The sequence below is a fragment of the Pseudomonas syringae CC1557 genome, assembly GCF_000452705.1.
GTDB classification, from domain to species: Bacteria; Pseudomonadota; Gammaproteobacteria; order Pseudomonadales; family Pseudomonadaceae; genus Aquipseudomonas; species Aquipseudomonas syringae_F.
Genome location: NZ_CP007014.1, coordinates 4,395,123 through 4,419,343, shown reverse-complemented (window position 1 = coordinate 4,419,343; position 24,221 = coordinate 4,395,123). Strand labels below are relative to the sequence as shown.

At 56.3% G+C, this 24,221-nt stretch carries 21 protein-coding genes and 2 pseudogenes; 16 read left to right on the top strand and 7 right to left on the bottom strand.

All coding sequences use genetic code 11. The features are described 5' to 3' along the window. From N018_RS19525 to N018_RS19515, 3 genes are all read right to left on the bottom strand, one after another. Positions 1 to 753 (bottom strand): YkgJ family cysteine cluster protein, encoded by a 753-nt coding sequence (locus N018_RS19525; RefSeq protein ID WP_025390527.1) that lies wholly within the window; start codon positions 751 to 753, stop codon positions 1 to 3. 135 nt (positions 754 to 888) lie between these two features. Beyond that, the gene (locus tag N018_RS19520; protein ID WP_025390526.1) at positions 889 to 1,350 is read right to left on the bottom strand and encodes a GNAT family N-acetyltransferase; all 462 of its coding nucleotides are present in this window, start codon (positions 1,348 to 1,350) and stop codon (positions 889 to 891) included. Between the two features lie 80 nt (positions 1,351 to 1,430). After that, entirely contained in the window at positions 1,431 to 2,327 is an 897-nt protein-coding gene (locus tag N018_RS19515) for a chemotaxis protein (protein WP_024643944.1), read from the bottom strand. 646 nt (positions 2,328 to 2,973) lie between these two features. Here N018_RS19515 and N018_RS19510 point away from each other — a divergent pair. The 9 genes from N018_RS19510 to N018_RS19470 all read left to right on the top strand — a co-directional run bounded on the left by N018_RS19510 (position 2,974) and on the right by N018_RS19470 (position 11,758). Then, a complete protein-coding gene (locus N018_RS19510) occupies positions 2,974 to 3,483 on the top strand; it encodes a disulfide bond formation protein B (protein WP_024643945.1) in 510 nt (169 codons plus the stop codon). 464 nt (positions 3,484 to 3,947) lie between these two features. Beyond that, the gene (cyoA, locus tag N018_RS19505; protein ID WP_024643946.1) at positions 3,948 to 4,889 is read left to right on the top strand and encodes a ubiquinol oxidase subunit II; all 942 of its coding nucleotides are present in this window, start codon (positions 3,948 to 3,950) and stop codon (positions 4,887 to 4,889) included. A gap of 3 nt (positions 4,890 to 4,892) precedes the next feature. Then, entirely contained in the window at positions 4,893 to 6,905 is a 2,013-nt protein-coding gene (cyoB, locus tag N018_RS19500) for a cytochrome o ubiquinol oxidase subunit I (RefSeq protein ID WP_024643947.1), read from the top strand. Between the two features lie 2 nt (positions 6,906 to 6,907). After that, positions 6,908 to 7,540: a cytochrome o ubiquinol oxidase subunit III gene (locus N018_RS19495; RefSeq protein ID WP_024643948.1), complete on the top strand. Its 633-nt coding sequence runs from the start codon at positions 6,908 to 6,910 to the stop codon at positions 7,538 to 7,540. After that, positions 7,540 to 7,872, top strand: a complete 333-nt coding sequence (cyoD, locus tag N018_RS19490; protein WP_024643949.1) for a cytochrome o ubiquinol oxidase subunit IV — start codon at positions 7,540 to 7,542, stop codon at positions 7,870 to 7,872. Before N018_RS19495 ends, cyoD begins: the two co-directional genes overlap by 1 nt. A gap of 10 nt (positions 7,873 to 7,882) precedes the next feature. Further along, entirely contained in the window at positions 7,883 to 8,770 is an 888-nt protein-coding gene (gene cyoE, locus N018_RS19485) for a heme o synthase (RefSeq protein ID WP_024643950.1), read from the top strand. A gap of 247 nt (positions 8,771 to 9,017) precedes the next feature. Then, positions 9,018 to 9,902 (top strand): glycosyltransferase family 2 protein, encoded by an 885-nt coding sequence (locus tag N018_RS19480; protein ID WP_025390525.1) that lies wholly within the window; start codon positions 9,018 to 9,020, stop codon positions 9,900 to 9,902. A gap of 43 nt (positions 9,903 to 9,945) precedes the next feature. Further along, the gene (locus N018_RS19475) at positions 9,946 to 10,587 is read left to right on the top strand and encodes a CatB-related O-acetyltransferase (RefSeq protein WP_024643952.1); all 642 of its coding nucleotides are present in this window, start codon (positions 9,946 to 9,948) and stop codon (positions 10,585 to 10,587) included. 151 nt (positions 10,588 to 10,738) lie between these two features. Next, positions 10,739 to 11,758 carry a branched-chain amino acid aminotransferase gene (locus N018_RS19470; protein WP_025390524.1) on the top strand — a complete coding sequence of 340 codons (1,020 nt, stop codon included), beginning with the start codon at positions 10,739 to 10,741 and terminating at the stop codon, positions 11,756 to 11,758. A gap of 68 nt (positions 11,759 to 11,826) precedes the next feature. On the opposite strand, the gene N018_RS19465 is transcribed toward N018_RS19470, so the two are convergent. Together N018_RS19465 and N018_RS19460 are read right to left on the bottom strand one after the other, a co-directional pair. Beyond that, on the bottom strand, positions 11,827 to 12,819 hold the full coding sequence (locus N018_RS19465; RefSeq protein WP_025390523.1) for a hypothetical protein: 993 nt from the start codon (positions 12,817 to 12,819) through the stop codon (positions 11,827 to 11,829). 114 nt (positions 12,820 to 12,933) lie between these two features. Further along, positions 12,934 to 13,722, bottom strand: a complete 789-nt coding sequence (locus tag N018_RS19460; RefSeq protein ID WP_024643955.1) for a transporter substrate-binding domain-containing protein — start codon at positions 13,720 to 13,722, stop codon at positions 12,934 to 12,936. Positions 13,723 to 13,866: 144 nt separating this feature from the next. Here N018_RS19460 and N018_RS19455 point away from each other — a divergent pair, with 144 nt between their 5' ends. The 6 genes and pseudogenes from N018_RS19455 to N018_RS19430 all read left to right on the top strand — a co-directional run bounded on the left by N018_RS19455 (position 13,867) and on the right by N018_RS19430 (position 19,552). Next, the gene (locus N018_RS19455; RefSeq protein WP_080274876.1) at positions 13,867 to 14,175 is read left to right on the top strand and encodes an ArsR/SmtB family transcription factor; all 309 of its coding nucleotides are present in this window, start codon (positions 13,867 to 13,869) and stop codon (positions 14,173 to 14,175) included. Positions 14,176 to 14,232: 57 nt separating this feature from the next. Continuing rightward, entirely contained in the window at positions 14,233 to 15,243 is a 1,011-nt protein-coding gene (locus N018_RS19450) for a zinc-dependent alcohol dehydrogenase family protein (RefSeq protein ID WP_025390522.1), read from the top strand. Positions 15,244 to 15,473: 230 nt separating this feature from the next. After that, positions 15,474 to 15,992, top strand: coding sequence for a superoxide dismutase family protein (gene sodC / locus N018_RS19445; RefSeq protein WP_025390521.1), 519 nt, complete (start codon positions 15,474 to 15,476; stop codon positions 15,990 to 15,992). Between the two features lie 229 nt (positions 15,993 to 16,221). After that, the gene (locus N018_RS19440; protein WP_025390520.1) at positions 16,222 to 17,961 is read left to right on the top strand and encodes a dipeptidase; all 1,740 of its coding nucleotides are present in this window, start codon (positions 16,222 to 16,224) and stop codon (positions 17,959 to 17,961) included. 172 nt (positions 17,962 to 18,133) lie between these two features. Continuing rightward, positions 18,134 to 18,520, top strand: a pseudogene (locus tag N018_RS19435) (hypothetical protein); the annotation flags it as partial. Between the two features lie 15 nt (positions 18,521 to 18,535). Beyond that, entirely contained in the window at positions 18,536 to 19,552 is a 1,017-nt protein-coding gene (locus tag N018_RS19430) for an SMP-30/gluconolactonase/LRE family protein (protein WP_051476179.1), read from the top strand. A 35-nt stretch (positions 19,553 to 19,587) separates the two neighbouring features. On the opposite strand, the gene N018_RS19425 is transcribed toward N018_RS19430, so the two are convergent. Continuing rightward, positions 19,588 to 20,847 carry a sensor domain-containing diguanylate cyclase gene (locus N018_RS19425; RefSeq protein WP_025390517.1) on the bottom strand — a complete coding sequence of 420 codons (1,260 nt, stop codon included), beginning with the start codon at positions 20,845 to 20,847 and terminating at the stop codon, positions 19,588 to 19,590. 241 nt (positions 20,848 to 21,088) lie between these two features. Between N018_RS19425 and N018_RS19420 the strand changes: the two are divergent. Then, a pseudogene (locus tag N018_RS19420) lies at positions 21,089 to 21,475 on the top strand (GntT/GntP/DsdX family permease); the annotation flags it as partial. A 117-nt stretch (positions 21,476 to 21,592) separates the two neighbouring features. Here the strand turns inward: N018_RS19420 and N018_RS19415 are convergent. Then, positions 21,593 to 23,839, bottom strand: coding sequence for a putative bifunctional diguanylate cyclase/phosphodiesterase (locus N018_RS19415; RefSeq protein ID WP_025390515.1), 2,247 nt, complete (start codon positions 23,837 to 23,839; stop codon positions 21,593 to 21,595). Positions 23,840 to 24,221: the final 382 nt, after the last annotated feature.

Sequence of the window (24,221 nt, the reverse complement as noted above, 5' to 3'; positions counted from 1 at the left end):
TCAGGCAGCCTGTAGCGGAATGAAAAGATAGGATTCCGGCTGGCGGTCGGTCACCTCGGCACCTTCGTCTCGCAAGGTGCTCAACGCTGACTGCCCGGCGACATGGAATTCCCAGCCTGCGCTTTCGAAGAACACGTCATCTTCCATCGTCACCTGCTCGATGGCCGCCGCAAACGCGTTCATGTCCGGCAAATAAGCTACAAAGCCATTGCCCTTGAGGGCAGTGGTGCGCATGCCCAGTTTCTGGCAGATCAATTGTTTGGTCACGATCTCATCCCGGTCGGCCTGCCGGGACTGCTCTATCAGACTTAGCAACTGGGTATCGACCAGCCGGTCGCTGACAATCATCTCGGGGCCCTGCTCCCAGGATTCCGGCGGGCAGCCTTTGTTTTCCGGACGCAGCGGGATGTGCGGGTTGATCTCCATCGGATAGATGCGGCACACCAACGGTCGGCGCTCGTAGATACGGCAAAGGTTCTGCTCGCCAAGATTCCGGCAGCGTCCGACGTTGTAAGCCGCGAAGGTTATCGCCACGTAAGCCGTCGTACTGCCACTGCTCACTTCCGTCGAGCGCCGTGTGGCGTGGGTCAATTGTTCAACGGGAACCCCGTAGCCATTACCTAGAAAAGCCTCGGTCAGGACAATCACATTGCCGCCGTCCGCCGCCCACTGCCGGGCTTCAAGCAGGGTGAGAGGAACATGGTGATCGGTACAGCAACCGCCGCAACCTACGCAGGAAAACTGAATATTCATTGTGTCGATAGCCCGATCAGAAGTGCACGACGGGTGACAATATTTGGTCATTCACCCGGCTTCTCTGAGACCTGAAGCAAGTAGTGCGCCAGTGGGCGGTCGGAAGTCATGTTCATGCTGAACACAACGACCGCTTCAGGACTTGGGAATAGCGATGCGCTTTATGTAAGACATGCCTGATTTTTCATAGAGATGTCGCGCCGCGAGGTTGTTTTCCATCACGTACAGATCAACTGTTGATTCGTTGCGCTGGGCCAGGTGAGCGAACAAGTGATGGAGCAGGGTGAAGCCTGTCCCGCGGTTACGGGCATCGGTATGCACCACCAGGTCTTTGATGAATGCACTGGTCCAGCAGATGATGACCCCGATGACAGCCCCGTCGAGCAGTGCAACGAAGCACCGCGACAGGTCATATTCGGCATCGCACTCAAACGCCGTTAGCCAGTCGCGATAATCCGGCACGCTGCCTGCGCCGTCCAGATAGCCTGATGTCAGCAAGCGGTGAACGTCAGGTGCCTGCTCAAGGCTGAATGGCGCAACGATGACATCACTCTGCAATTGAATCTGCGGCAATGAGTCGGCGAGGTTCCGGCGCATCAGCCAGTAATGTCCGGCTGATGCGTCCGTGGGTTGCAGCTTGCACGCGGGAACGGACTCTCGGGGCAGAGTCCGTGTTCTCAAAGCCCTTTGGCGATGACGGTGCGTGCAGCCTCGATCAGGCATTTGGTCAACTCGGGTGAGGAGAACTTGGTCAGCACAGCGTCGGCCCCGGCAATCTGGGATTTCTCACTGTTCATCGCGCTGTCGAGCGAAGTATGCAGCAGGATGTAAAGGTCCTGGAAGTCAGGCGTGTCGCGAAGGGTCCGGGTCAGTGCGTAGCCGTCCATTTCGGACATCTCGATGTCGGAAACCACCACGTTGATCTGCCTCGCCGTGCCCTGCAGATCCAGCAGTACGTCGATGGCTTCCTTGGCGCTGCGGGCGGTGTGGCATTCGAGGCCAAGATTGCGCAGTGTTATGATCGACTGCTGCAGGGCGACCTGACTGTCGTCGACGACCAGAATGCGAGCCTTGCTCAGCACCTCTGCATCCTCTTTGGCCAGTTCTGTCGATTGCACGGAGATCTTCGCCGGGGCAATACCGTGAATCACTTTTTCAATGTCCAGCACCTGCACCAGCACGCCGTCGACCTGGGTTACCCCGGTGATGAACGACTTGCTGCTGGAGCCGTAGGGCGGCGGACGAATGTCTGTGGTCAGGCAGTGCACGATCTTGCTGACCGCTTGCACGTGCAGGCCCTGTTTGGAACGGCTGACATCGGTGACGATCAGGCAACCGCCATCCGGATCTGCCAGTGGGCGCTCACCAATGGCGCGGCTGAGGTCAATGACCGACAGCGAAGAGCCGCGAAGTGTGGCGATCCCTTTGACGTGCGGGTGCGATTCCGGCAAATGGGTGAGGGGAGGGCAGGGAATGATCTCGCTGACCTTCAACAGGTTGATCGCCATCAGCTTGCCGCTGCGCAACGTGAAGAGGAGCAGCGAAAGTGAATCTGCTCGGGCGTTCTTGGACATATTAACCTTCTGGCTTTAGGTGTTTCGTCGCCTGTGGGCGGCAAACAACTTTCGATGACAGGGTATCGACCTGCGGCGGACAGGCTTGAGGATTTTTAACCAACAGCTGTGCGTGCTGCACAAAATACTCGCCCTGATGTTCGCAGCGGGCATCGTTTGATACGTCACCTGTCGCTCAGGCGAAGGGCCTCGATAGGGATGAATGGTGGCACTTTGGGTTTGTCGACGTCAAACGCTTCGAAATGCGATAAAGCGGTGCGGCTAATTGTCGCAGTCTGGCGCTTTGTCTGCTGCGCGTACGCAACGCTTTGTCGTCGAATATTGACCAAAGCGTCGGCTGCGACAAAATACCGCAGCTATATATAGAAGAGATGCTGCGGCAAACTGACGCACCCTTCTATATATAAGGAAGGATTGTGCTTTGGCATTTCTGCGAGACTGGCCCCGTAGCGCAGGCTTGATGCCGATCGCAGGACCACCGGGCCGCCAAATGTGCCCGTATGGCTGCCAGGCGCTTGAGTTGCCGGGGCGGGCAGATGATCATGCCGCACGCTTGAGCTACGCCGGGCCTGTGCTGCGGCGCAAGCCCCGTATGCCCGTTCTGTAACGTCGGCGATTCCCTCGACCATTTCGATAAGGCCCGTAAATGAGTGACAACATGTTGTACCTAAGACGCGAAAAGCGCTTTCTGGTTCTGCTGGGGATCATCTGTCTGTCCCTGATCGGCGGTGCTCTGTACATGCAGATAGCGCTGGGTGAGGCGCCTTGCCCGCTGTGCATCCTGCAACGCTACGCCTTGCTGTTCATCGCAATTTTCGCCTTCCTCGGCGCAGCAATGCCGGGGAGCCGCAGTATCACGGCGTTCGAGGCGCTGGTTACCGTTAGCGCCGTGGCCGGTATCGCAGCAGCCGGGCGCCATGTCTGGATTCTCGCTCACCCTTCCGACAGTTGCGGTATCGATATCCTGCAACCTATTGTCGATGGCCTGCCATTGGCTACACTGTTCCCTATGGGCTTCCAGGTCAGCGGATTCTGCACCACGCCATATCCGCCACTTCTTGGATTGTCGCTTGCTCAATGGGCGTTGGTGGCGTTTGTCCTGACGGCAATACTGGTTCCGCTGTGCGTGATTCTCAATCGTCGCAAACCTTACTAAATACAGGGGCTTTCGCAAAACAGGCCCCGTGATTACGGGGCTTTTTTTCGACCGAATCAGCTGTTTTGAGAGTGATTGTTGCAGTCCGGGAGATTAACTGTTACAAAATTAGGCATAGTCATTAAAAATTTACATATCTACAATCCCCATCACTTGTCGTCCGGCTTGTCTGAACGATCAGCATTTTGAGGCTAGGAGCGTCCCCTGTGCACTCTGAACAGGCAGCGCAACGCTTGCCTCCGAGGGCGTATAATGGCCGCGCTGAAAGTGTCTGTCCTGAACTCCGGGCAGTTCCAGCAACTCAAAAAACAAGAATCCATAGCTAAACCCGGATTTGTCGATATGCCGCTGTGCGTACTGGCAGGCCCTTGTTCAATTCCAAAAAATTAGCCGGCACTGGCAGGGCGAAGTGTTGGCGGTCGAAACCCAACTGCACCGCGCAAGCTGCTTTTAGAGGTCGTGAAATGAGTAAAAAAAGGTACCCCAGGTTTTTTGGCTTCTTGGCCCTTTTCTGTATGCTTTTGCTCACTGGATGCGAAGGCGTGCCTCTGCTCGATCCTAAAGGGCAAGTGGGTTTAGAGCAGCGTAACCTGATCATCATTGCGACATTGCTGATGCTGATCGTGGTGATCCCGGTCATTTTGATGACCCTGATCTTCGCCTGGAAATATCGCGCTTCGAACAAGGCTGCCAAGTACACTCCGGACTGGTCGCACTCCACCAAGATCGAGATCGCGGTGTGGGGCGTCCCCATGTTGCTGCTGGTCTTCCTTGGCTACATCACCTATGTCTCGACGCACTCCCTGGACCCTTATCGTCCTCTGGATTCCGACGTCAAGCCGGTCACCATTCAGGCGATCTCGGTCGACTGGAAGTGGGTCTTCGTCTATCCGGATTACGGCATCGCCACGGTTAACAAGATCGTCTTCCCGGCCAAGACCCCGATCAATTTTCAGGTCACGTCGGACAGTGTGATGAACTCCTTCTTCATCCCTGGTCTGGGTGGTCAGATCTACGCGATGGCGGGCATGCACACCAAACTGCACCTGATTGCCAACGAGAATCACGAATTCAACGGTATTTCGGCAAACTACAGTGGTGCAGGTTTTACCGGCATGAAGTTCAAGGCTATCGCTACCAGCCAGGCTGATTTCGACGCCTGGGTCAGCGAAGTGAAGAGCTCGCCTAAAAAGCTTGGCACCGCCGAGTACGCCGAGCTGATCAAGCCGAGCGAACGTAACCCTGTCGAACTCTTTTCCTCGGTCACTCCGAACCTGTTCCAGATCGTCATCGACAAGTATGAAGGTATGAATCCAGGCAAGAAGCACGTCGCTGGTGAGAAAGAAGTGGCCGGTAACGCTGGTGCGGAAAAAGGCAAAAATTCAGCTGCTGGGGCAGAGGAGTAAACGATGTTTGGCAAATTAAGTCTGGAAGCGGTGCCGTTCCACGAGCCGATAGTCATGGTGACACTTGCCATGATCGCGCTCGGCGGCATTGCGGTTGTCGGGTTGATCACCTATTTCCGCAAGTGGACGTACTTGTGGTCTGAGTGGCTGACCTCTGTCGACCACAAAAAAATCGGCGTGATGTACATCGTCGTTGCCATGGTCATGCTGCTGCGCGGTTTTGCCGACGCAATCATGATGCGTACCCAACTGGCGATGGCCCAGAACGGTTCCGAAGGGTTCCTCCCGCCGGAACACTATGACCAGATCTTCACCGCTCACGGTGTGATCATGATCATCTTCATGGCGATGCCGTTCTTCACGGGTCTGATGAACATCGTTCTGCCTCTGCAGATCGGCGCTCGCGACGTGGCGTTCCCGTTCCTGAACTCCCTGAGCTTCTGGCTGTTGGTTGCAGGCATGCTGCTGATCAACCTGTCTCTGGGTGTCGGTGAGTTCGCCAAGACCGGCTGGGTCGCGTACCCACCTCTCTCCGGGTTGCAATACAGTCCTGGCGTGGGGGTCGACTACTACATCTGGGCGCTACAGCTGTCCGGATTAGGTACGACGCTGACGGGGGTCAACTTCCTCGTGACCGTGCTGAAAATGCGTACCCCTGGCATGAAACTGATGGACATGCCGATCTTCACCTGGACCTGCACCTGGGCAAACATCCTGATCGTGGCTTCGTTCCCGATCCTGACTGCCACCCTCGCGCTGCTGACCCTTGACCGCTACATGGACTTCCACATTTTCACGAACGAAATGGGCGGTAACCCCATGATGTACGTGAACCTGTTCTGGGCGTGGGGCCACCCTGAGGTGTACATCCTGATCCTGCCGGCTTTCGGTGTGTTCTCGGAAGTCATCTCGACGTTCTCGGGCAAGCGTCTGTTCGGCCACAAGTCGATGATCTTCGCCTCTGGCGCGATTTGTATCCTGGGCTTCATGGTCTGGCTGCACCACTTCTTCACCATGGGTGCGGGTGCCAACGTCAACGCCTTCTTCGGCCTGGCGACGATGCTCATTGCGATCCCGACGGGTGTGAAGCTGTTCAACTGGCTGTTCACCATGTACCAGGGCCGTCTGCGCTTCACCGCGCCGGTACTCTGGACCCTGGGCTTCATGGTCACCTTCTCGATCGGCGGCATGACCGGCGTTCTGTTGGCGATTCCAGGTGCTGACTTCGTACTGCACAACAGCCTGTTCGTAATCGCTCACTTCCACAACGTCATCATCGGCGGTGCGGTATTCGGTTACATCGCCGGCTTCGCGTTCTGGTTCCCTAAAGCGTTCGGTTTCACCCTGAACGAGAAGTGGGGCAAGGCAGCGTTCTGGTTCTGGATCGTCGGTTTCTTCGTCGCATTCATGCCGCTCTACGCGCTGGGCTTCCTGGGTATGACCCGCCGCCTGAACGCAACCGACATGCCAGAGTGGAACATCTATCTGGACGTCGCGCTGTTCGGTGCCGTGCTGATTGCCATGGGTATCGCGTCGCAGCTGATCCAGCTGTTCGTAAGTATCCGTGACCGCGACAGCAACCGCGATCTGACCGGTGACCCATGGAATGGCCATACTCTGGAATGGTCCACTTCTTCGCCGCCACCGTTCTACAACTTTGCCGAACTGCCAAAGGCGGACGACGTAGACCCGTTCACCGACGCGAAACGTGCTGGTACCGCTTATCAGGTCCCTGCTCGCTACACGTCGATCCACATGCCCAACAACACGGCCACTGGCCTGTACATGGGGATGCTGTTGACGGTGTTCGGCTTTGCATTCATCTGGCACATCTGGTGGCTGGTGGGCGCGAGCCTGGTTGCAACCATCGCTGTCTTCGTTGCTCACGCGGTGCGTGACGACCAGGGCTACATGGTGCCTGCCGAAGAAGTAGCGCGCATTGAAGGTGAGCACCACAAGGTCCTGGCGGCCAACGGTGCATACACTCCTGTCAAGTCTTCGCTGGAACAGGTTTAAATATGTCAAATATTGCTATCAACTCCGGAGCCCACGATCACGGTCACGACCATGATCATGGGCATGACGATCACCACGACAGCGGTGGCATGACGGTTTACGGCTTCTGGCTGTACCTGATGACCGACTGCGTGTTGTTCGCCTCGTTCTTCGCGGTGTACGCCGTGATGGTCAACAGTGTCGCGGGCGGCCCGTCGGGCCAGGACATTTTCCTGCTGCCATTCGTGGCTGTGGAAACCGCGTTCCTGCTGGTCAGTAGTATTACTTATGGCTTTGCCATGCTGGCGCTGTACAAGGGCAAGAAAAGCCAGGTTCTGGGCTGGCTGGCTCTGACCTTCCTGTGCGGTGCAGCCTTTATCGGCATGGAAGTTTATGAGTTCCATCACCTGATCGAAGAGGGCTTCGGCCCTAACCGTAGCGGCTTCCTGTCGGCGTTCTTTGCACTGGTCGGCCTGCACGGCGTCCACGTGACAAGCGGCCTGATCTGGATGACGATCATGATGTTCCAGGTCCAGAAAAAGGGCCTGACCAACACCAACAAGACCCGTCTGAGCTGCTTGAGTCTGTTCTGGCACTTCCTGGACGTTGTCTGGATCGGCGTGTTCACCGTTGTCTATCTGATGGGAGCTTTGTAATGTCGAATTCACATCACTCCGCTGAAGACAATAGTCACGGCTCTGTCAAGTCGTACATCATCGGCTTCGTACTGTCGGTCATTCTGACTGCCATTCCGTTTGCTCTGGTGATGTCGCCTTCGTTGCCGAAGGACATGACGATTGCGATCGTTCTGGTCTTCGCGATCATCCAGATCCTGGTGCATCTGCATTACTTCCTGCACCTGGATTTCACGAGTGTGCAGCGCAACAACGTGATGGCCTTCGCCTTTACCACGATGGTTATCGTTCTGCTGGTCGGCTTGTCGTTGTGGATTATTTTCAGCGTCCACCGCGAAATGATGGCGCATTGAGGAATACCAGATGTCACTGAAGCACTTTATCCAAATCACCAAGCCGGGGATCATTTTCGGTAACGTGCTTTCGGTGGCAGGTGGCTTTTTTCTGGCTTCCAAGGGGAATATCGACTTCGGCGTGTTTTTGGCCGCAATCATCGGTACTTCCCTGGTCGTTGCGTCAGGTTGTGTGTTCAATAACTGCATCGATCGTGATATCGATCAGCGAATGGAAAGGACCCGTAACCGGGTTCTGGTGCAGGGTCTGGTTTCATTGAGGCTGGCCCTGCTCTACGCGACCATACTGGGTGTTGCAGGGGTTGCCCTGCTGTACACCGAGGCCAATCCACTGGCTGCATTATTCGCAGTGATCGGGTTTGTGATCTACGTCGGTTTCTATAGCCTGTACCTGAAACGCAGATCCGTTCACGGCACGCTGGTCGGTAGTCTGTCGGGGGCCATGCCTCCGGTCATTGGCTACTGCGCAGTGAGCAACAGCTTCGATTTCGCGGCCCTGACGCTACTGGTGATGTTCAGCCTTTGGCAAATGCCGCATTCGTATGCGATCGCGATTTTCCGTTTCAACGACTACAGTGCAGCGAAGATTCCGGTTTTGCCGGTCAAGCGCGGCATTCTGGTCACCAAGCGTCACATCCTGCTCTACATTCTGGCGTTCCTTGTAGCGACCCTGATGTTGACCGTAGGCGGTTACGCGGGTCTGAACTACCTCGCTGTCGCGGCGGGTATGGGCATGTACTGGTTGTACATGGCCTGGAAAGGTTACAAGGCCGTAGACGATACAGTCTGGGCTCGCAAGCTGTTCGTGTTCTCCATTTTCACCATCACCGCACTGAGCGTAATGATGTCTGTGGACTTTCAGGTGACAAAAGAATTGTTGGTGACTTACGCCTTCTGATTCAACCTGATGCGCAATACCCAAACCCCGTTCTGCGAAGAATGGGGTTTTTTTATGTGTATTCACCCTGTCGAGCGAGGAGGCAGAAGGCTATCGGGATACTGCATACACGCCTCTTTGGAGGATGAAAGAGTCGGTGCATGGAAAAATGTGTGCAGTTGCAGCATCATGTACCGTTGTCTACACAATCTCTTGTGAGTATCTGGTTCCCGCCCTTCAGGGCCGATCTTTATTACGGCAGTCACCTATGACTTTTCCAGCAAGTCAGGCTCTCAAGCCCAAGCCTCTGGTTTCCATCCTGGCTCCTTGCTACAACGCTGAGCGCTTTCTCGAAGCGGCAATTCATAGCATCTTTGCTCAGGATTACGAGAATTTTGAGGTCATCATTATCGACGATGGCTCCACTGACAACAGCATTGCGATGCTGGAGTCGCTGCAGGAGCGCTATCCTTTTCAGCTCTACCGCCAAGCCAATCAAGGCGTCAGCGCCGCCCTCAATCATGGGCTCCGTTATGCGAAGGGTACCTACCTCGCCACTCCGGATCTTGATGACATCATGCTGCCTTCTTCGGTGCGTATTCGTGCCGAGTACCTGGATCAGCATCCCGAATTGGGTTGCGTCGGTGCGCTTGTCAGTTACATGGACTGTGACGGTAACCAGACCAAATGCCAGTCGCGCGACTACATCGAACGGCTGACATTCGACGATGTGCTGCGTGGTGCAGTCGTTGTCGGGGCGCCAGTCGCTCTTTACCGGATGCAAGCCATGCGAGAGGCCAATGGTTATGATCCGGAAATAAAGGTTCAGGATTTTCAGGCGACGCTGAGAATTACTTCCCTGGGCTACGAGATTCATGTTCTGCCCGAGGTAGTGACGCGCTACCGTCGGCACCCGGACAACCTTTCACGCAAGTACAAGATTCTGCTCGAGGCCGATCTGAAGAGCATCGAGCCTTACCGCAATCACCGCGAGTATCAGCGGGGGCGGACTGTGCTCATCAACAAGGCTTTGAAATACGCAGCAGTTGCAGACAAGCGATACGCCTGGAACCTGCTGCTCTCTATCCCGTTCAAGTACGTCGATCGGACAACCTTGCGTCGCTGCAAACGCCTGCTCCTGAGCTATCGGTAAGCGCGTCCAGTCTGTTCGGAAATTGATCTGATCCAAGGTAACCATGAAATTTTTAGAGCTTCTGAAAACAAGGAAAGTGCGCAAGCAATTGCGCAAAATGGACAAGCTTGACAGACATGCTGAAAAAATCAGGTTGAAATACCCGCGTGCACAGGTAGGCGTGGGGACTTATGGTATTCCGGATATTGTCGACTTTGGTGACGACTCGGTGCTCAGGGTCGGTGCTTACACCTCCATCGCGGAGGGGGTAAAAATTCTACTGGGTGGTGAGCATCGTACTGACTGGATTACGACTTATCCGTTCCCGGCGATGGTTGAGCAAGTCGCGGATATTCTGGATTACGCGCCCAGCAAGGGCGATGTGGTGATCGGTAGCGACTGTTGGATTTGTGCCAATGCAACCATTGTGTCGGGTGTCACCATCGGCCATGGAGCCATTGTCGCGGCCGGTGCAATGGTGGTTCGGGACGTGGCCCCCTATTCAGTGGTGGGCGGCAATCCCTGCAAATTCATCCGCTGGCGGTTCGACGAGGATATTCGTCAGTTGCTGCTTCAGGCGGCGTGGTGGGACTGGCCCGTCGAAGAGGTCAAGTCCGTTGCACGAACATTGTGCAGTTCGGATATGGATGCGTTTATTGACTACATCCGCCAGCGTCATGTATCGCCACCGCTCCAGACTCAGTGACCACTGGGCTCATGCCGCGCCTGCCTTTGGGCCTGCTTCAGAAACGCCATGTCAGTTTGCAATTATTTCAAACCTCAGGCTCCGAATGATCTGGCAGAATATGGCATTGGCCTGACTCGTCCAGGCAGTCGCTAAAATGATAGAGGGCGTTATGAGTCAAGAAAGCATCAACTGGGACACTCTGGGTTTCGACTATATCAAGACCGACAAGCGTTACCTCTCTCACTGGCGCGACGGTGCCTGGGATCAAGGTTCGTTGACCGAAGACAACACGCTGCACATCAGCGAGGGGTCTACCGCGTTGCACTACGGTCAGCAGTGTTTCGAGGGCCTGAAAGCCTATCGCTGCAAAGATGGTTCGATCAACCTGTTCCGTCCTGATCAGAACGCTGAGCGCATGCAGCGCAGCTGTTCTCGGCTGTTGATGCCGCACGTGCCAACTGATGTGTTCATCGAGGCCTGCAAGCAGGTCGTCAAAGCCAACGAACGCTTCATCCCGCCTTATGGCTCCGGCGGTGCGTTGTACTTGCGTCCGTTTGTGATCGGTGTCGGCGACAACATCGGCGTGCGAACGGCCCCCGAGTTTATCTTCTCGATCTTCTGCATTCCGGTTGGTGCCTATTTCAAGGGCGGCCTGAAGCCGAACAACTTCGTGATTTCCGGTTATGACCGCGCTGCGCCAAACGGTACCGGCGCTGCCAAGGTCGGCGGCAACTACGCTGCCAGCCTGATGCCTGGCTCCGAGGCCAAGAAACACAGCTTCGCGGATTGCATCTACCTTGATCCGCAAACCCATTCGAAGATCGAGGAAGTGGGTTCGGCCAACTTCTTTGCCATCACTCGGGACGATGTGTTCCTGACGCCCAAGTCGCCATCCGTGCTGCCGGGCATCACGCGTCTGTCTCTGATCGAACTGGCTAAATCCCGTCTGGGCCTGACGGTCGAAGAGGGCGATGTGTTCATTGACCAGCTCGATACCTTCAAGGAAGCGGGCGCTTGCGGCACTGCGGCGGTAATCACACCGATCGGCGGAATTTCCTACCAGGACAACCTGCATGTGTTCTACAGCCAGACCGAAGTCGGCCCGGTGACTCAGCGTCTGTACAAGGAACTGACCGGCGTTCAGGCCGGTGACATCGAGCCACCAGCAGGCTGGATCGTCAAGGTCTGACCTGACGGGCTCAGCGCAGAGCGTGAGGCACGAGATGTAACTTCGTGCCGATGCTCTGCGTCACCCCTTCAGGGCGCAGGCACTGTTTCTTCCTCCGCCGGCTCTTTCGCAGGCCCCAGCACAATCGCCAGATGCCGCAAGTCATCGACTTCCAGGCTGTAGCTCTTGCCCGACGGGCTTTGAGTAAGCGTACCCAGCGCGTACACCGTAAAGAATCTCACCGCTTGCGCATGGCTCAACAGTTCACTGATGTAACGGCTTGAACGATAAGCCTGCATTTGCGCGGGTGATACGTACAGCGTCACCAGTTTGCCTTCCAGTCGGTCGAAGAACTTGAACTTGAACCCCAGCCCGTAACGCTGCTCCACCAGGCCGCCGCCGAACAGGACGCGGCCGTTGTCACCCGGCTGCGTGTATTTGATATGGCGAAAATACGAGCGTAAGGAGACTTCACCCTGGCCGGGAATCTTCAGTTTCAGCAGCTTGAAGTCTTCTAGCGACAGTTCTGCTTTGGCCTGGCGATAGCTGTCCACCAACCGTTCCAGGTTATTGGTGCGGGTCTCGCTGAAACGGGGCACCTTCGGCGTGGCAGGTTCTATTGGCGGATTGGCAGCGGGTGGACGTTGCTCCGGGGTGCCTGCCTTTTCCGGGCCGGACTTTTCCTTGGTCGGCTCCTTGAGCGTCGGGTCGAAAACGTCGATGTAATCATCCAGTTTGCGCTTGGCCTTGCGCAGGCGCGTCTGGATATCGGTTTCTTCGATGGGGTCCGGGCTTTTTTCGTCTGCGTCCTCGTCCACCCATTCACAGCCCGGATGGTGCTCGTAATGCGGATTGGCACGGAAGTGCGCGGCGACGAAGGTCGGGTTGTCCTGAGGCTTCACGTCGTAGCGCACGCCCGTCACTTTGGCCCCCAGCGTCCGACAGGCCTCGTTCGAGCAGAGAAACTCGAAGCGTGTGCGTGGTGGCTCCTGGGAAAAGTATTCGCGTCGGGCAGCGGCAATCGACAGCTCTTGCTGCAATTCAACGCAGAATGCGCGGGTGATGGGCTTGTTGGGCTTCATGCTCTTTGTCTGCCTTCCAGGAATAATCCTGCAACACGCTATTTCACCCGGACACGCCTTGCAACCATTGCTCAACGGGATCGGCCTACCGATCCCGTCGTTCATTTGAACAGCTTATTCGGCGGGTACTGCCAGCCACTCGCTCAGCGCCTGCTGATACTCGCCGGTGGCCTTGCTCAGGTGCAGCCACTGATCGACATAACCTTTCCAGGCGACATCGTCGCGTGGCAATAAATAGGCTTTTTCACCGTATTGCATGTAGCGGGTCGGGTTAACGGCACACAGGCCCGGCATGCGCTTCTGTTGATAGAGCGCTTCGGAAGCATCCGTGATCATTACGTCAGCTTTCTTGTCCAGCAACTCCTGAAAGATGGTCTTGTTGTCGTGAAAGGCCAGGGATGCTTTCGGCAGATGGGCGCGGGCGAACGCCTCATTAGTGCCACCGGCAGGCTCGATCAGGCGCACGGAAGGCTGGTTAAGCTGCTCGACGGTTTCATACAGGGCTTGATCCTCGCAACGCACCAGCGGGATTTTGCCGTCGATGTCCAGCGTGCTGCTGAAAAAGGCTTTCTTCTGCCGCTCCAGGCTGACCGAGATACCGCCCATGCCGATGTCGCATTTCCCGGCCACCATGTCCGGCATCAGGTTCTTCCAGGTTGTAGGCACCCACTGCACGGTTACCCCCAGGCTCTTCGCCAGCGAGCGGGCGAGGGTGATGTCGATCCCCTCGTATTCACCGTCTTCACGCAGCAGCGTATAGGGTTTGTAATCGCCCGTGGTACAGACCGCCAATTGGCCTGTCTGCAAAACCTTGTCCAGATGCGAGGTTGATTCCTGAGCCTGAGCCATGCCTGTCATGCCCAGCAGCAGGGCGGTCATTACGCTGTATTTCAGATTGATCATGAGGCGGGGTGCTCGCGACTGTGCATTTGATTTTATAAGTGTCGACAGAGTGCGTTATTTGGCATGCCGATGTGAAGCGGCAATCAAGCGCTGTGCCAGCTGTAGTTTTCAAATAAAGGGTTGAACATTTCGTAAAAAAGCGTAATGTTGATCCCCATGATTCTTGAGCAAATCAAAGCGGTCGGTAATGACACTCGCATGTTGATCATGGAGTGGCTGAAAGACCCGCAAGCCCATTTCCCTCCCCAGGACCACGGTGATCCGGCGATAGGCGTGTGCGTGTCGCACATTCAGGCCAAGGCCAACCTGTCGGCGTCCACCGCGTCTGCGCATCTGGCTATCCTGCAACGCGCCGGGCTGGTTCAGGCGACCAGAATAGGCAAGTGGACTTACTTCCGTCGTGACGAACTGGCCATCGACCGGTTTGCTGATCGGCTCAAGAAAGAGCTCTAACGTTTTAGTTATACATTTCGTCATTTTGCGTAATGTTGAATTGATAGGAGATAGATCATGAGCAATACCACCATCTACGTGCAGGCCGGCGGCGGCTACGATCAGGTCAGCGTTGGCGAAAGCGACGTACTGGCACCAAAAGCCGGTGAAATCACCGTGCGTCTGCATGCCAACTCGCTCAACTATCATGACTTCGCCGTTGTCACCGGCATGTGGGCGCCGACTGAAAAGCGCATTCCCATGGCCGATGGCGCAGGTGTTGTCACAGCCGTAGGCGAGGGCGTCAGCGAGTTCAAGGTTGGCGATTCCGTGGTCAGCACGTTCTTCCCTGAGTGGATCAGCGGTGAGCCGCTGGTTGAAGGCTTTGTTACGGTGCCCGGGGATGGCGTCGATGGCTATGCGCGTGAGCAGGTCACTGCCCGCGCAACTTCGTTTACCCGTGCGCCTGTGGGCTACAGCCATGCCGAGGCCTCTACCCTGACCACTGCGGGCCTTACTGCCTGGCGCGCACTGATGGTCGATGACTCGCTGAAAGCCGGTGATACCGTGCTGGTACAAGGCACCGGCGGCGTATCGATCTTCGCCTTGCAGTTCGCCAAGATGGTAGGCGCTACGGTGATCGCCACCTCATCCAGTGATGAAAAACTGGAGCGTCTGCAGGCCATGGGTGCTGACCATCTGATCAACTACCGCAAGGACAGCAACTGGGGTGAGACTGCCCGCAAGCTGACCGGCGGGCGCGGTGTTGACCATATTATCGACGTCGGCGGCCCATCGACCCTGCAGCACTCCATGAACGCTGCACGAGTGGCCGGCCACATTTCGGTCATCGGCATTCTGAGCGGTGTCGCCGGTCAACTGGAATTCGTTCCGGCGCTGGTCAAGCAACTGCGCATGCAGGGCGTGCTGGTCGGCAGCCGCACCCAGCAACAGGACATGATCCGCGCCATCGACGCCAACGGCATGCGTCCGGTCATGGACCGTTCGTTCCCGATGACCGACATCGTTGCCGCGTTCAAGTATCAGGAAACCAATCAGCACTTCGGCAAGATCTGCCTGGATATCTGATTCCCGCTTCTTGAGTCGCTGTTTCGCCGGGGTGTCGACACTTGTGTCGGCATCCCGGTTGTGACGTTTTGAATCAATTCCCCTCGCGATTCGCTCGCATTCTTTTGCACCAAAAACCGGCTGGCCGTGGTCACATCCCCTGTGACATCGCGGACGTTGTGCGGCGCGCCCATTTACGCTGCCAAGGCGACGTTCAATCTGATTACCGGAACAGGGACGCATCGAAACCTATGAAAACTCATCTATGGCTGGGCCTGCTCGGCGCTTTTTCCATCAGTGCGCAGGCGGCATCGCTGGACGTGCCTATCGATATGGTCAGCGCCGACGGCGCGCCCAAATCCATCGGCAGCGTGACTGTCAGCGAAACCGAATACGGTTTGCTGTTTACCCCGAAACTGACCGGTCTGCCTGCGGGCATCCATGGTTTTCATGTGCATGAAAACGGCAGCTGCGAAGCGGGCACCAAGGACGGCGTCAAGGTTGCAGCGCTGGCCGCAGGCGGGCACTTCGACCCAGCCAAGACCGGCAAACACCTCGGCCCTTACGCAGATGGCCATTTGGGTGACCTGCCTGCCCTTTATGTCACGGCCGACGGCAAGGCGGACTATCCGGTACTGGCACCGCGCCTGAAGAAACTGTCCGAAATCAAAGGCCACGCGCTGATGGTCCACGCGGGCGGTGATAACCACGCCGATATGCCCAAGCCGCTGGGCGGTGGTGGTGATCGCGCAGCTTGCGGGGTGATCTGATGTGTTCTGCCCGCACCTCAACACGGTGTGGGCAGGCTCAGTTCTTCTTGAGCGCGTCTTAATGATGCAAATGGGCGTCGTCACACGTTATTGAAGTCATTGGCTGAATAGAGGCGCGCAGGATTTCAACACGGGCTTTCCGCATCATTGTTTCGTGGTGTAAGTTTGAAGGCTTCCTGATCAAACGATCAGATTTCTTCAAGACTCTCGCCAGGGAATGCTCGCTACAATGAACTTTGCACTTAAAAAACTCGCCGCGACGACGCTGATGCTGGCCAGCCTTTCAGCGTTTACCGGCGCTGCGCATGCCAATATCACCGAGCAACAGAGCGCGGCAATTCTCAAGACATTCAGTGATACATCGCTGACCGATTTCAGGCAGTTCCTGTCAGGTCTGGGTAAAAGCGATGTCGCCGTTAGCGCACACCTGAAGCCTGTGATCGAGGCGTTTCTCGATAACAAAAAGCTTTCCGCAGAACAGCAAAACGAGGTCTATCGTTTGCTCGGTCTTTATACCCGGATGAAATACGGCAGTGCGGCAACCGAAACCTTGCGCGAGCTGGTGGCTATACCAACCGTTCGGGTGGAGGGCGTTGCGCAGCATGACAACCCGGAATTCATCAAGATCGCCGACAAGATCAAGAGTCTTGCCGAAAGCTTCAACCTGAAGTTCCGTAACGTCGATAACCGCGTCTACGAAATATCGCTGGAGGGTGCCGGTGATGAAGTTGTGGGCATTCATGTTCATGCCGATGTGGTGCCTGTCACGCCGGAAAACTGGGTTCTGCCGGATGGCACAAAACTGGACCCGTTCAAGGTCACATTGATCGGTGACCGTATGTACGGCCGTGGTACCGAGGATGACAAGAACGGCATCGTGGTATCGCTGTATGCCATGAAGGTGATCAAGGAAGAGAAGCTGCCGCTGGCCAGAAACTTCAAGTTGCTGATAGACACGACTGAAGAAACCGCTGGCGACGCCATACCTTACTACTTCGAACGCAATCCGACGCCCAACTACAATCTGGCGCTGGACGGCAACTATCCGGTTGTCATCGCCGAGAAAGGCTATGGCACCGTCATGGCCAGCTTTAGCCGAAGAACTGCTGAAGGCGAGGGCGCGGAAGTTACCTCGATGACCGGCGGCATGGCTACTAACCAGATTCCGTCGAAGTCGGTTGCCACACTGGTGACGGATAAGCCAGCGGAATTGGCCGCAAGTCTGCAACAGGCAGGTGCTGATTACGTGAAGCGTAATGGCGGCAATTTTGAGGTGGCTGCCAAGGTCGAGGGCAACGACGTCAAACTGACGATTACCGGGGTTTCCGCCCACTCATCCGACCCTGAGTCCGGCGTCAACCCGGTTGCGCGAATGCTGGACTTCATCAACAGCCTGGAAGGCAACATCCCGCTCAAGCACAACCACATTACTGATGCTGCGCGATATGCCGCGGACAATTGGGGGCTGGATTACCTGGGCGGCAAACTGGGCATTGGTTTCTCCGACGCGTTCATGGGCCCGCTGACCGCATCGCTGACCTACGTTGCGCTGGATGACGAAGTCTTCAAACTGGCCGTCAATCTGCGCGTTCCAAAGGGCAAGTCTCCGCAAGTGCTGAAGTCTGAAATCGCCGACAAGCTGGCGGCCTGGAGCAGGAAAACCGCTATCAAGCCAGCGTTCGATTACTCGATTGCCGAGCCTATGTATCGCAATCCTGACGGCGAATGGGTCAAGGCGCTGTTGGCCGTCGCCAGCGAGAATCTGGGTATGGAGCACAAGTTCGGTACATCGGCCGGTGCTACTTCGGTTCATGAATTGCCTAACGGTGTGCAGTTTGGTCTGGCCAGACCGGACGTCAAATACACCGGGCATACCGACAGCGAGTTCAAGACCACCGGGCAATTCCTGCTGGATCTGCAAGTCGTGACCGAAATGATGAGTCGTATCGGTCAGTTGCCAAAACTGTAATGCGTCATCAGGACCTGCCGTCATGGCGGGTCCTTTAATAACGGATGATCCGAGCCGACGTGGCAGGACCGAAGCGTTTTTTGCGCCCGGTTTCTTGTGAATAAGGATTACCAATGAAAACGCTTTTCGCCCTAGCCCTCACCGGCGTCGTTACATGCACGGCATGCAGCGCCACTGCCAGATCGGATGGCTTGAATTCAAAAGCTATGCACCGCCAGCGGAGCCGCAATGGATCGGCGTGTCGCCCGATGAGATCGAGAGCATTGCCTACGCCGTTCTACCACCAGGTTATGTAGGCAGCTGGCATCATGCCCCGGGCCTGCAGTGGGTCATCACGCTTCAGGGTCAATGGTCGGTGGAAACGACCGATGGCACGGTCCTGGTTCAGGGACCGGGAGAGATGCAGTTCAACGCCGACAGCAATGCCAGAGCGCGTCCTGACAATGATCGGGTAGGGCACCTCAGCCGCACGGTGGGTGATCAGCCCAACGTACAACTGATCGTGAAACTCAAACCTGAAGCTGCTGCCAAACGTACCCATGGCGCGTGTGCGTATTGATATCAGGACACCTGTATGAATAGAGTCTTTGGTCGACCCGGCAAAAAAACCTCCGCACTGCTGTTGGGTAGTGCGTTTCTGATTACCAATGCGGCGCAGGCATCGGAGCCGGCGTTGCCGATTTCGATCGTGGACAACAGCGCCAGTTTTGCGAAGCTGATCGCGCCCGGTGCCAGGGCGCAGGTGCTGACCGCCGATGCGCAATGGGCAGAGGGCCCGCTCTGTCTCCCAGATGGAGGACTGATCTGGAGCGATGTGAAGGCGAACAAGGTCATGAGCTGGAAAGAAGGTGACGGCGTCACCACCTGGCTTGATCCTGCTCATTACCAGAATGGGCATGCACGGGATGCCGAAGGGCGCGTCATCGCGGCGTCCCATGGCGAACGCGCCATCGTGCGCCAAGAGGCGGACGGTCAATGGCGCACGCTGGTTGACAAATATCAGGGCAAGCGCCTGAACAGTCCGAACGATGTTGTCGTCGATGACAGCGGCAACATCTGGTTCAGTGATCCGACCTTCGGCGTGCTGAACAAGGCGGAGAGTTATGGCGGAAAGCCAGAGCAGGATGGTGAATACCTCTATCGCTATGACCCGCAGCGGGACGAACTGGTCAGGCTTGATACCCCAGGGCTTCATTCGCCAAACGGACTGGCCTTTTCACCCGATCAGCGTTTGTTGTACGTTGCCGATTCGCAACAGGCACATGACTTCAAGAACCCGAAGCTGGCACATCGAATCATGGTGTATCAGGTGAGCAACGGCGCGTTGAGCAAAGGCCGAGTGTTTGTCGAGGTCGCGCCAGGTATTCCGGATGGCGTCAAGGTCGATGCACAGGGCAATGTCTGGAGCGGCAGCAAAGAGGGAGTTCAGGTGTTTTCCGCCAAAGGGGAGTTGCTGGGCAAATTGCTGGTCGCTGCCAAAGACACCGGTAACCTCGCGTTTTGTTCGACCGGTTCACAGCACTGGGTGTACATCACTGCGGCGAACAAGGTGTTGAGAGTACCAACGCTGGTCAAAGGCAGTCGGCCCTGACAACCGCGCCTGAAAGCCCTGCATGAGCTGGCGGATCAGCTTGCGCGCTCTACCCGGTTACGCCCAAGGCGCTTGGCTTGATAAAGCGCCTTGTCCGCGCGCTGAATGAGGCTTGCTGCGGTTTCCCCTGAGCCGAGCTCCGCGACGCCCAGAGACATCGTGATGGAGCCTGTTTCCGTCAGCTCCAGACTGGCAACACCTTTGCGCAAGCGCTCGGCCAGCTCGGCCGCCTGGTTCAACGAACTGTCGGCCACAAGCACCAGAAACTCTTCGCCTCCCCAGCGCGCAGCGACGTCAAACAGCCGAACCTGATGTTTGAGGATGGCCGCGACACTTTTCAATACGCTGTCTCCGGCAGGATGGCCGTAGCGGTCGTTGACTCGTTTGAAGTGGTCGATATCGCAAATAATAAGGCTGAATGGGCGACCCGATATGCGAGTCGCATTGATCAGACGCTCCAGCGTATGTTCGGCGGCCCTGCGATTGTCCAGTCCGGTCAGCGGATCGCTGTGGGCGAACTCCAGCAACTGCTGTTCGCGCCCCATCCGTGTGGTGACGTCCGGGCTGATGCTTACGTAATGGGTTATTTTCCCCTGTAGATCACGGAGCGGGGAAATGCTGTGTTCTGCGTAGAAAAGGGAACCGTCCTTGCGCTTGTTGATGAACGTGGTACGAAAGGGCTCGCCGCTCGCCAGCGTCTCTTTGAACTGCGCGTAAAAGATCTCGTCGTGTTTGCCCGAACGCAGCATCCCCGGGTTTTGCCCGACGATCTCGGTGGCGCCGTAACCGGTCATGTTCTGGAAGGCTTCGTTGACAAATACGGTGACCGAATTGCGGTCGGTGATGATGATCGGATCAAGCGCCGCGTTCAGCGCCTGGGCCAGCAGGTGCTGCTCGCGTTCCGCACGAATACGCGGGCTGATATTTTGCTGGATCGACACGAAATTGCAGACAGTGCCCGCTTCGTCGCGTACCGGTGAGATTTTCCACTCGACGACATACGGGCTTCCGTCTGCGCGGTAGTTGATCGTCGACCCTTCGAAGAACAGGTTTTCGCTCAAACACTGGCGCATTCGCGCAATGAGCTGAGGGTCGGTATCCGGTCCCTGCAGAATCTTCGGTGACGCACCGATCAAATCCTCTGCGGCATAACCTGTCATCGCGCAAAACGCCGGATTGACGTAAACAATAAACGGGCCGCCACCGGTCAAGTCGGCATCGGTGATCAATACGGCGTTGAATGATTGCTCTACAACAGCTTCGAGCAAGGCCAGACGCTGACTGGATGAGGTCATCTGATTTCTCGTCGAGTGAACCTGTGATTGACCGCAGCTCTGATCAAATACTGCATGACGCAATGCCGTATGAGCAGCAGATGCTGTCGTTCGAACTTCATGCTCTGAACACTCGTTGCAGTGGCAACTATACCCATATAGGCCGGGTGGTGCATCCAGTCGAGGGGTACTTGTACGGGCCTGATCCGGCGTTGCTTTTTGCTCCAGCCAGAAAGCCCCGGCGGCCAAAAGTCGTGTCATGGTTGCCCTGGAACCTGAAAGCAATGTCGCGCTGAACTTGAAGTTTCTCGGCGAACCGCTGGTGGCGTTGGGCATCGCAGTATTGGCGGCAACCGTTTGTCTGGGCTGGGCCAATGGTCTGTCTCGCCATCATGTCGGCACGACCCTGCGTAAGAGCCTCGCACCGATGATGGCCGGTCTGGCGCCGGTTCAGGCGTCGTTGATCGCGCTGGTGATCGGTGCCGGTTCGGTGTTCTTCTGCCATGTCAACGACGCCGGCTTCTGGATGGTCCGTGAGTACTTCGGTCTTCAACTGAAACAGACGCTCTGGGTCTGGTCGGTGTTGCAGACCAGCGTGTCGGTAGTCGGGCTGATCGGGACCTTGCTGTTGTGGCACTGGCTGGCGTGAACTGCAGCGGTTTGTCATGCGCCTTGCGCAAATAGTGGTGCTGTTGCACCGCTCGAACAGCATGGCAGCCAGAGCGGATTACTGCAGATTATCCCGGTACATCAAGTCTGGTGTGAATCAGACACTGCATTCGGCAGCAGACTTGATGATGTGCAACAACGCCTCTGATCTCATCGGCCTGTTCAGGAGATAACCCTGAAAATACGGGCAGCCCATTTTCCGCAGCCGGTTGTATTGTTCTGCTGTTTCCACACCTTCTGCCGTTATATCCAGATTCAGTGCGCGCCCCAGCGACAGAATGCTGCTGACAATGGCTTCGCTGCGTTCGTACGTCATCATTCGGGAGACAAACGAGCGGTCAATCTTCACCGCATCAATCGGGTAACGGTCTATATAACCGAGCGAACTGTAACCCGTACCGAAGTCATCAAGCGCCACCCGCACGCCCAACTGCCGGATCTGCCTGAGAACCTCTGCAATCGCGTCTGGCTGATAGAGGAATACTGATTCGGTCACTTCGATCTGAAGTTGCGTCGCGGGTAAACCGGTGGAGGCGATTATCCGGGTCACCTGTTCAACGAATCCGGGATGACTCAGCTCTTTTCCGGAGACGTTCACACTGAGCCTCAGGTCCAGATGAGAGAACTTTTTTCGCCAGGCCTGCACTTCGCTGCACGACTTGTGCATGACCCAGGCACCCAACTCATGAATAATCCCGAGGTCTTCGGCTATCGGGATGAATGCATCGGGAGAAATAATCCCCATGGTGGCGTGATCCCATCTCACCAGCGCTTCGACGCCGACCAGATGTTCGCTGTTGCCGCTGTAGATCGGCTGATAAAAAACCAGAAAGTCTTTATCTTTGAGTGCCTGGCGTAACGCGTTCTGAATGACCAGCGTATCAATCGCCGCTTCGCGCATTGAAGCATTGAAGATGCTCCAGCGCCCTCTGCCCTGTTTCTTGGCGGAATACATGGCGACGTCAGCATCACGCAGCAACTCTTCGGGTTTTGTGTGGCTTTCACCCGCAGTGACAATGCCGATACTGCACGATATGAAAATATCCTGGCCTTCGATCTGTATGGCCGTTTGCAATTGACTGACGATGCGATTGGCCATTTTTACCGCAGTTTCCGGTTGATCCTTGCCCACCAGCAGGATCGCAAACTCGTCGCCACCGATTCGCGCCAGCACATCATTCGAGCGAACGCACGTCTGTAATCTGTTTGCGACCCGCTTCAACAACTGGTCGCCGGCCAGATGGCCCATGCTGTCGTTGACAACCTTGAACCCGTCCAGATCCAGAAAGAGCACGGTCGCACGCTCGTACTTAGGGTCAACGTTTTCGAATACCTTGGTCAACTCGTCCATGAGATAGGCACGGTTGAACAGTGACGTCAGTTCGTCGTGAAAGGCTATGTAGGTCAGCTCTTCGGAAATGCGCTCGCGCTCCTCCAGCCGGCTTTGTAGCGCGAGTTTTTCTTCGCGCTCCAGGCGGGCCCGCTGGGTCAGCTGTTGGGACTCTTTGCGCTCGGTAATATCGCGCTGCACGGAAACCCAATGCGTGAACCAGCCCTTTTCGTTGGCCACCGGCACGATGCTCAACTCGACCCAGAACTGGCTACCGTCCTTGCGGGTATTGAGCAACTCTACTTCAACCGGCTTCCAGTGGCTGAGGGCTTCGCGAATAACGTCCAGCGTTGCGCGGCTGGTGTCCTCACATTGAAGTATCCGCGGCGTGCGGCCGATGACTTCCTCTTCAGTGAAACCGGTGATCGCCAAAAATGCCGGGTTGCAATAGACGATACGCGGGCCCGGCAAGTCAATGGGCTCGGCTTCAGTGATAAGAATCGCGTCATTGGCATTGATGACCACGGATTCAAGCAAGCGCAGGCGTTCGAAAGAGCCCATCCGCGGGTCGTTAGCGTCATGCTCATGTTCCGGTTGCAGACACGTGAGCAGTTGAGCGGCATGCGCCTGCAGAGCGTAACGTTGCGCAGCGCTCAACCCACTGTCGGGATCGCTGTTGCCGAGTAACATTGCCCCAAGCAACTCTTGCCTGAAGCCGCGAATGGCAACATAGATCAAAGTGCGCCCGCTGGAACACCCTTGCATCGCACCCGCCGGGCTGTCCTGACCGACAAGTACGACGTCACCGTAGGATGAAACCGTCCTCAATCCTGCTTCATCCGCCTCGGGGCAATGCGCGCCGAAGCTGGCGATCTGTTCCCAGCCTGTCGCGCTGGAGACCATCAGCAAGCCATCGGTACACAGGACTGAATGAGCAGCGGCCTGCAATACCTTTTCAACATCTTTATTATTCGTCGGTATGACGTGGTCGTGCTCATAGCCCTGAGGGTTCATCGGTCGCTATTCCTGAATGGCTGCATGAATGTCTGAATCGTGTACGGCGGAGCGTCAGTTGTTGGCCCGTTCCCTGAATTTCTTCCTGTTGCGCGGGGAGAAGGTCTGATTTGATCCAACTGTTTTCTAAAGACCCAACGTCCCTGCCTGACGCTTCGTTCAGGCAACGGCCAGCCTGCGGCACTGCGCCCGACTGTTAATCGTTCGCGGCACTTGCCGGGATGGCTTATGTTGTCGATGATGTGAATGCGCGATGATACCCAAGTGCCATTACTCGCCAATTGTTACGACAGAGTGGGTTTCGAAAGGTTGCATGAGATTGGAGTTGGCAGGTCGTGTGGACACATCTGCACCAAAAATGCAGCATCCTGGTTTACGACTA

Excerpts from the sequence above, each read along its gene's own strand:
- N018_RS19525 (WP_025390527.1), bottom strand. The coding sequence starts at position 753 with ATGAATATTCAGTTTTCCTGCGTAGGTTGCGGCGGTTGCTGTACCGAT.
- N018_RS19520 (WP_025390526.1), bottom strand. The coding sequence starts at position 1,350 with ATGCGCCGGAACCTCGCCGACTCATTGCCGCAGATTCAATTGCAGAGT.
- N018_RS19515 (WP_024643944.1), bottom strand. The coding sequence starts at position 2,327 with ATGTCCAAGAACGCCCGAGCAGATTCACTTTCGCTGCTCCTCTTCACG.
- N018_RS19510 (WP_024643945.1), top strand. The coding sequence starts at position 2,974 with ATGAGTGACAACATGTTGTACCTAAGACGCGAAAAGCGCTTTCTGGTT.
- cyoA (WP_024643946.1), top strand. The coding sequence starts at position 3,948 with ATGAGTAAAAAAAGGTACCCCAGGTTTTTTGGCTTCTTGGCCCTTTTC.
- cyoB (WP_024643947.1), top strand. The coding sequence starts at position 4,893 with ATGTTTGGCAAATTAAGTCTGGAAGCGGTGCCGTTCCACGAGCCGATA.
- N018_RS19495 (WP_024643948.1), top strand. The coding sequence starts at position 6,908 with ATGTCAAATATTGCTATCAACTCCGGAGCCCACGATCACGGTCACGAC.
- cyoD (WP_024643949.1), top strand. The coding sequence starts at position 7,540 with ATGTCGAATTCACATCACTCCGCTGAAGACAATAGTCACGGCTCTGTC.
- cyoE (WP_024643950.1), top strand. The coding sequence starts at position 7,883 with ATGTCACTGAAGCACTTTATCCAAATCACCAAGCCGGGGATCATTTTC.
- N018_RS19480 (WP_025390525.1), top strand. The coding sequence starts at position 9,018 with ATGACTTTTCCAGCAAGTCAGGCTCTCAAGCCCAAGCCTCTGGTTTCC.
- N018_RS19475 (WP_024643952.1), top strand. The coding sequence starts at position 9,946 with ATGAAATTTTTAGAGCTTCTGAAAACAAGGAAAGTGCGCAAGCAATTG.
- N018_RS19470 (WP_025390524.1), top strand. The coding sequence starts at position 10,739 with ATGAGTCAAGAAAGCATCAACTGGGACACTCTGGGTTTCGACTATATC.
- N018_RS19465 (WP_025390523.1), bottom strand. The coding sequence starts at position 12,819 with ATGAAGCCCAACAAGCCCATCACCCGCGCATTCTGCGTTGAATTGCAG.
- N018_RS19460 (WP_024643955.1), bottom strand. The coding sequence starts at position 13,722 with ATGATCAATCTGAAATACAGCGTAATGACCGCCCTGCTGCTGGGCATG.
- N018_RS19455 (WP_080274876.1), top strand. The coding sequence starts at position 13,867 with ATGTTGATCCCCATGATTCTTGAGCAAATCAAAGCGGTCGGTAATGAC.
- N018_RS19450 (WP_025390522.1), top strand. The coding sequence starts at position 14,233 with ATGAGCAATACCACCATCTACGTGCAGGCCGGCGGCGGCTACGATCAG.
- sodC (WP_025390521.1), top strand. The coding sequence starts at position 15,474 with ATGAAAACTCATCTATGGCTGGGCCTGCTCGGCGCTTTTTCCATCAGT.
- N018_RS19440 (WP_025390520.1), top strand. The coding sequence starts at position 16,222 with ATGAACTTTGCACTTAAAAAACTCGCCGCGACGACGCTGATGCTGGCC.
- N018_RS19430 (WP_051476179.1), top strand. The coding sequence starts at position 18,536 with ATGAATAGAGTCTTTGGTCGACCCGGCAAAAAAACCTCCGCACTGCTG.
- N018_RS19425 (WP_025390517.1), bottom strand. The coding sequence starts at position 20,847 with ATGACCTCATCCAGTCAGCGTCTGGCCTTGCTCGAAGCTGTTGTAGAG.
- N018_RS19415 (WP_025390515.1), bottom strand. The coding sequence starts at position 23,839 with ATGAACCCTCAGGGCTATGAGCACGACCACGTCATACCGACGAATAAT.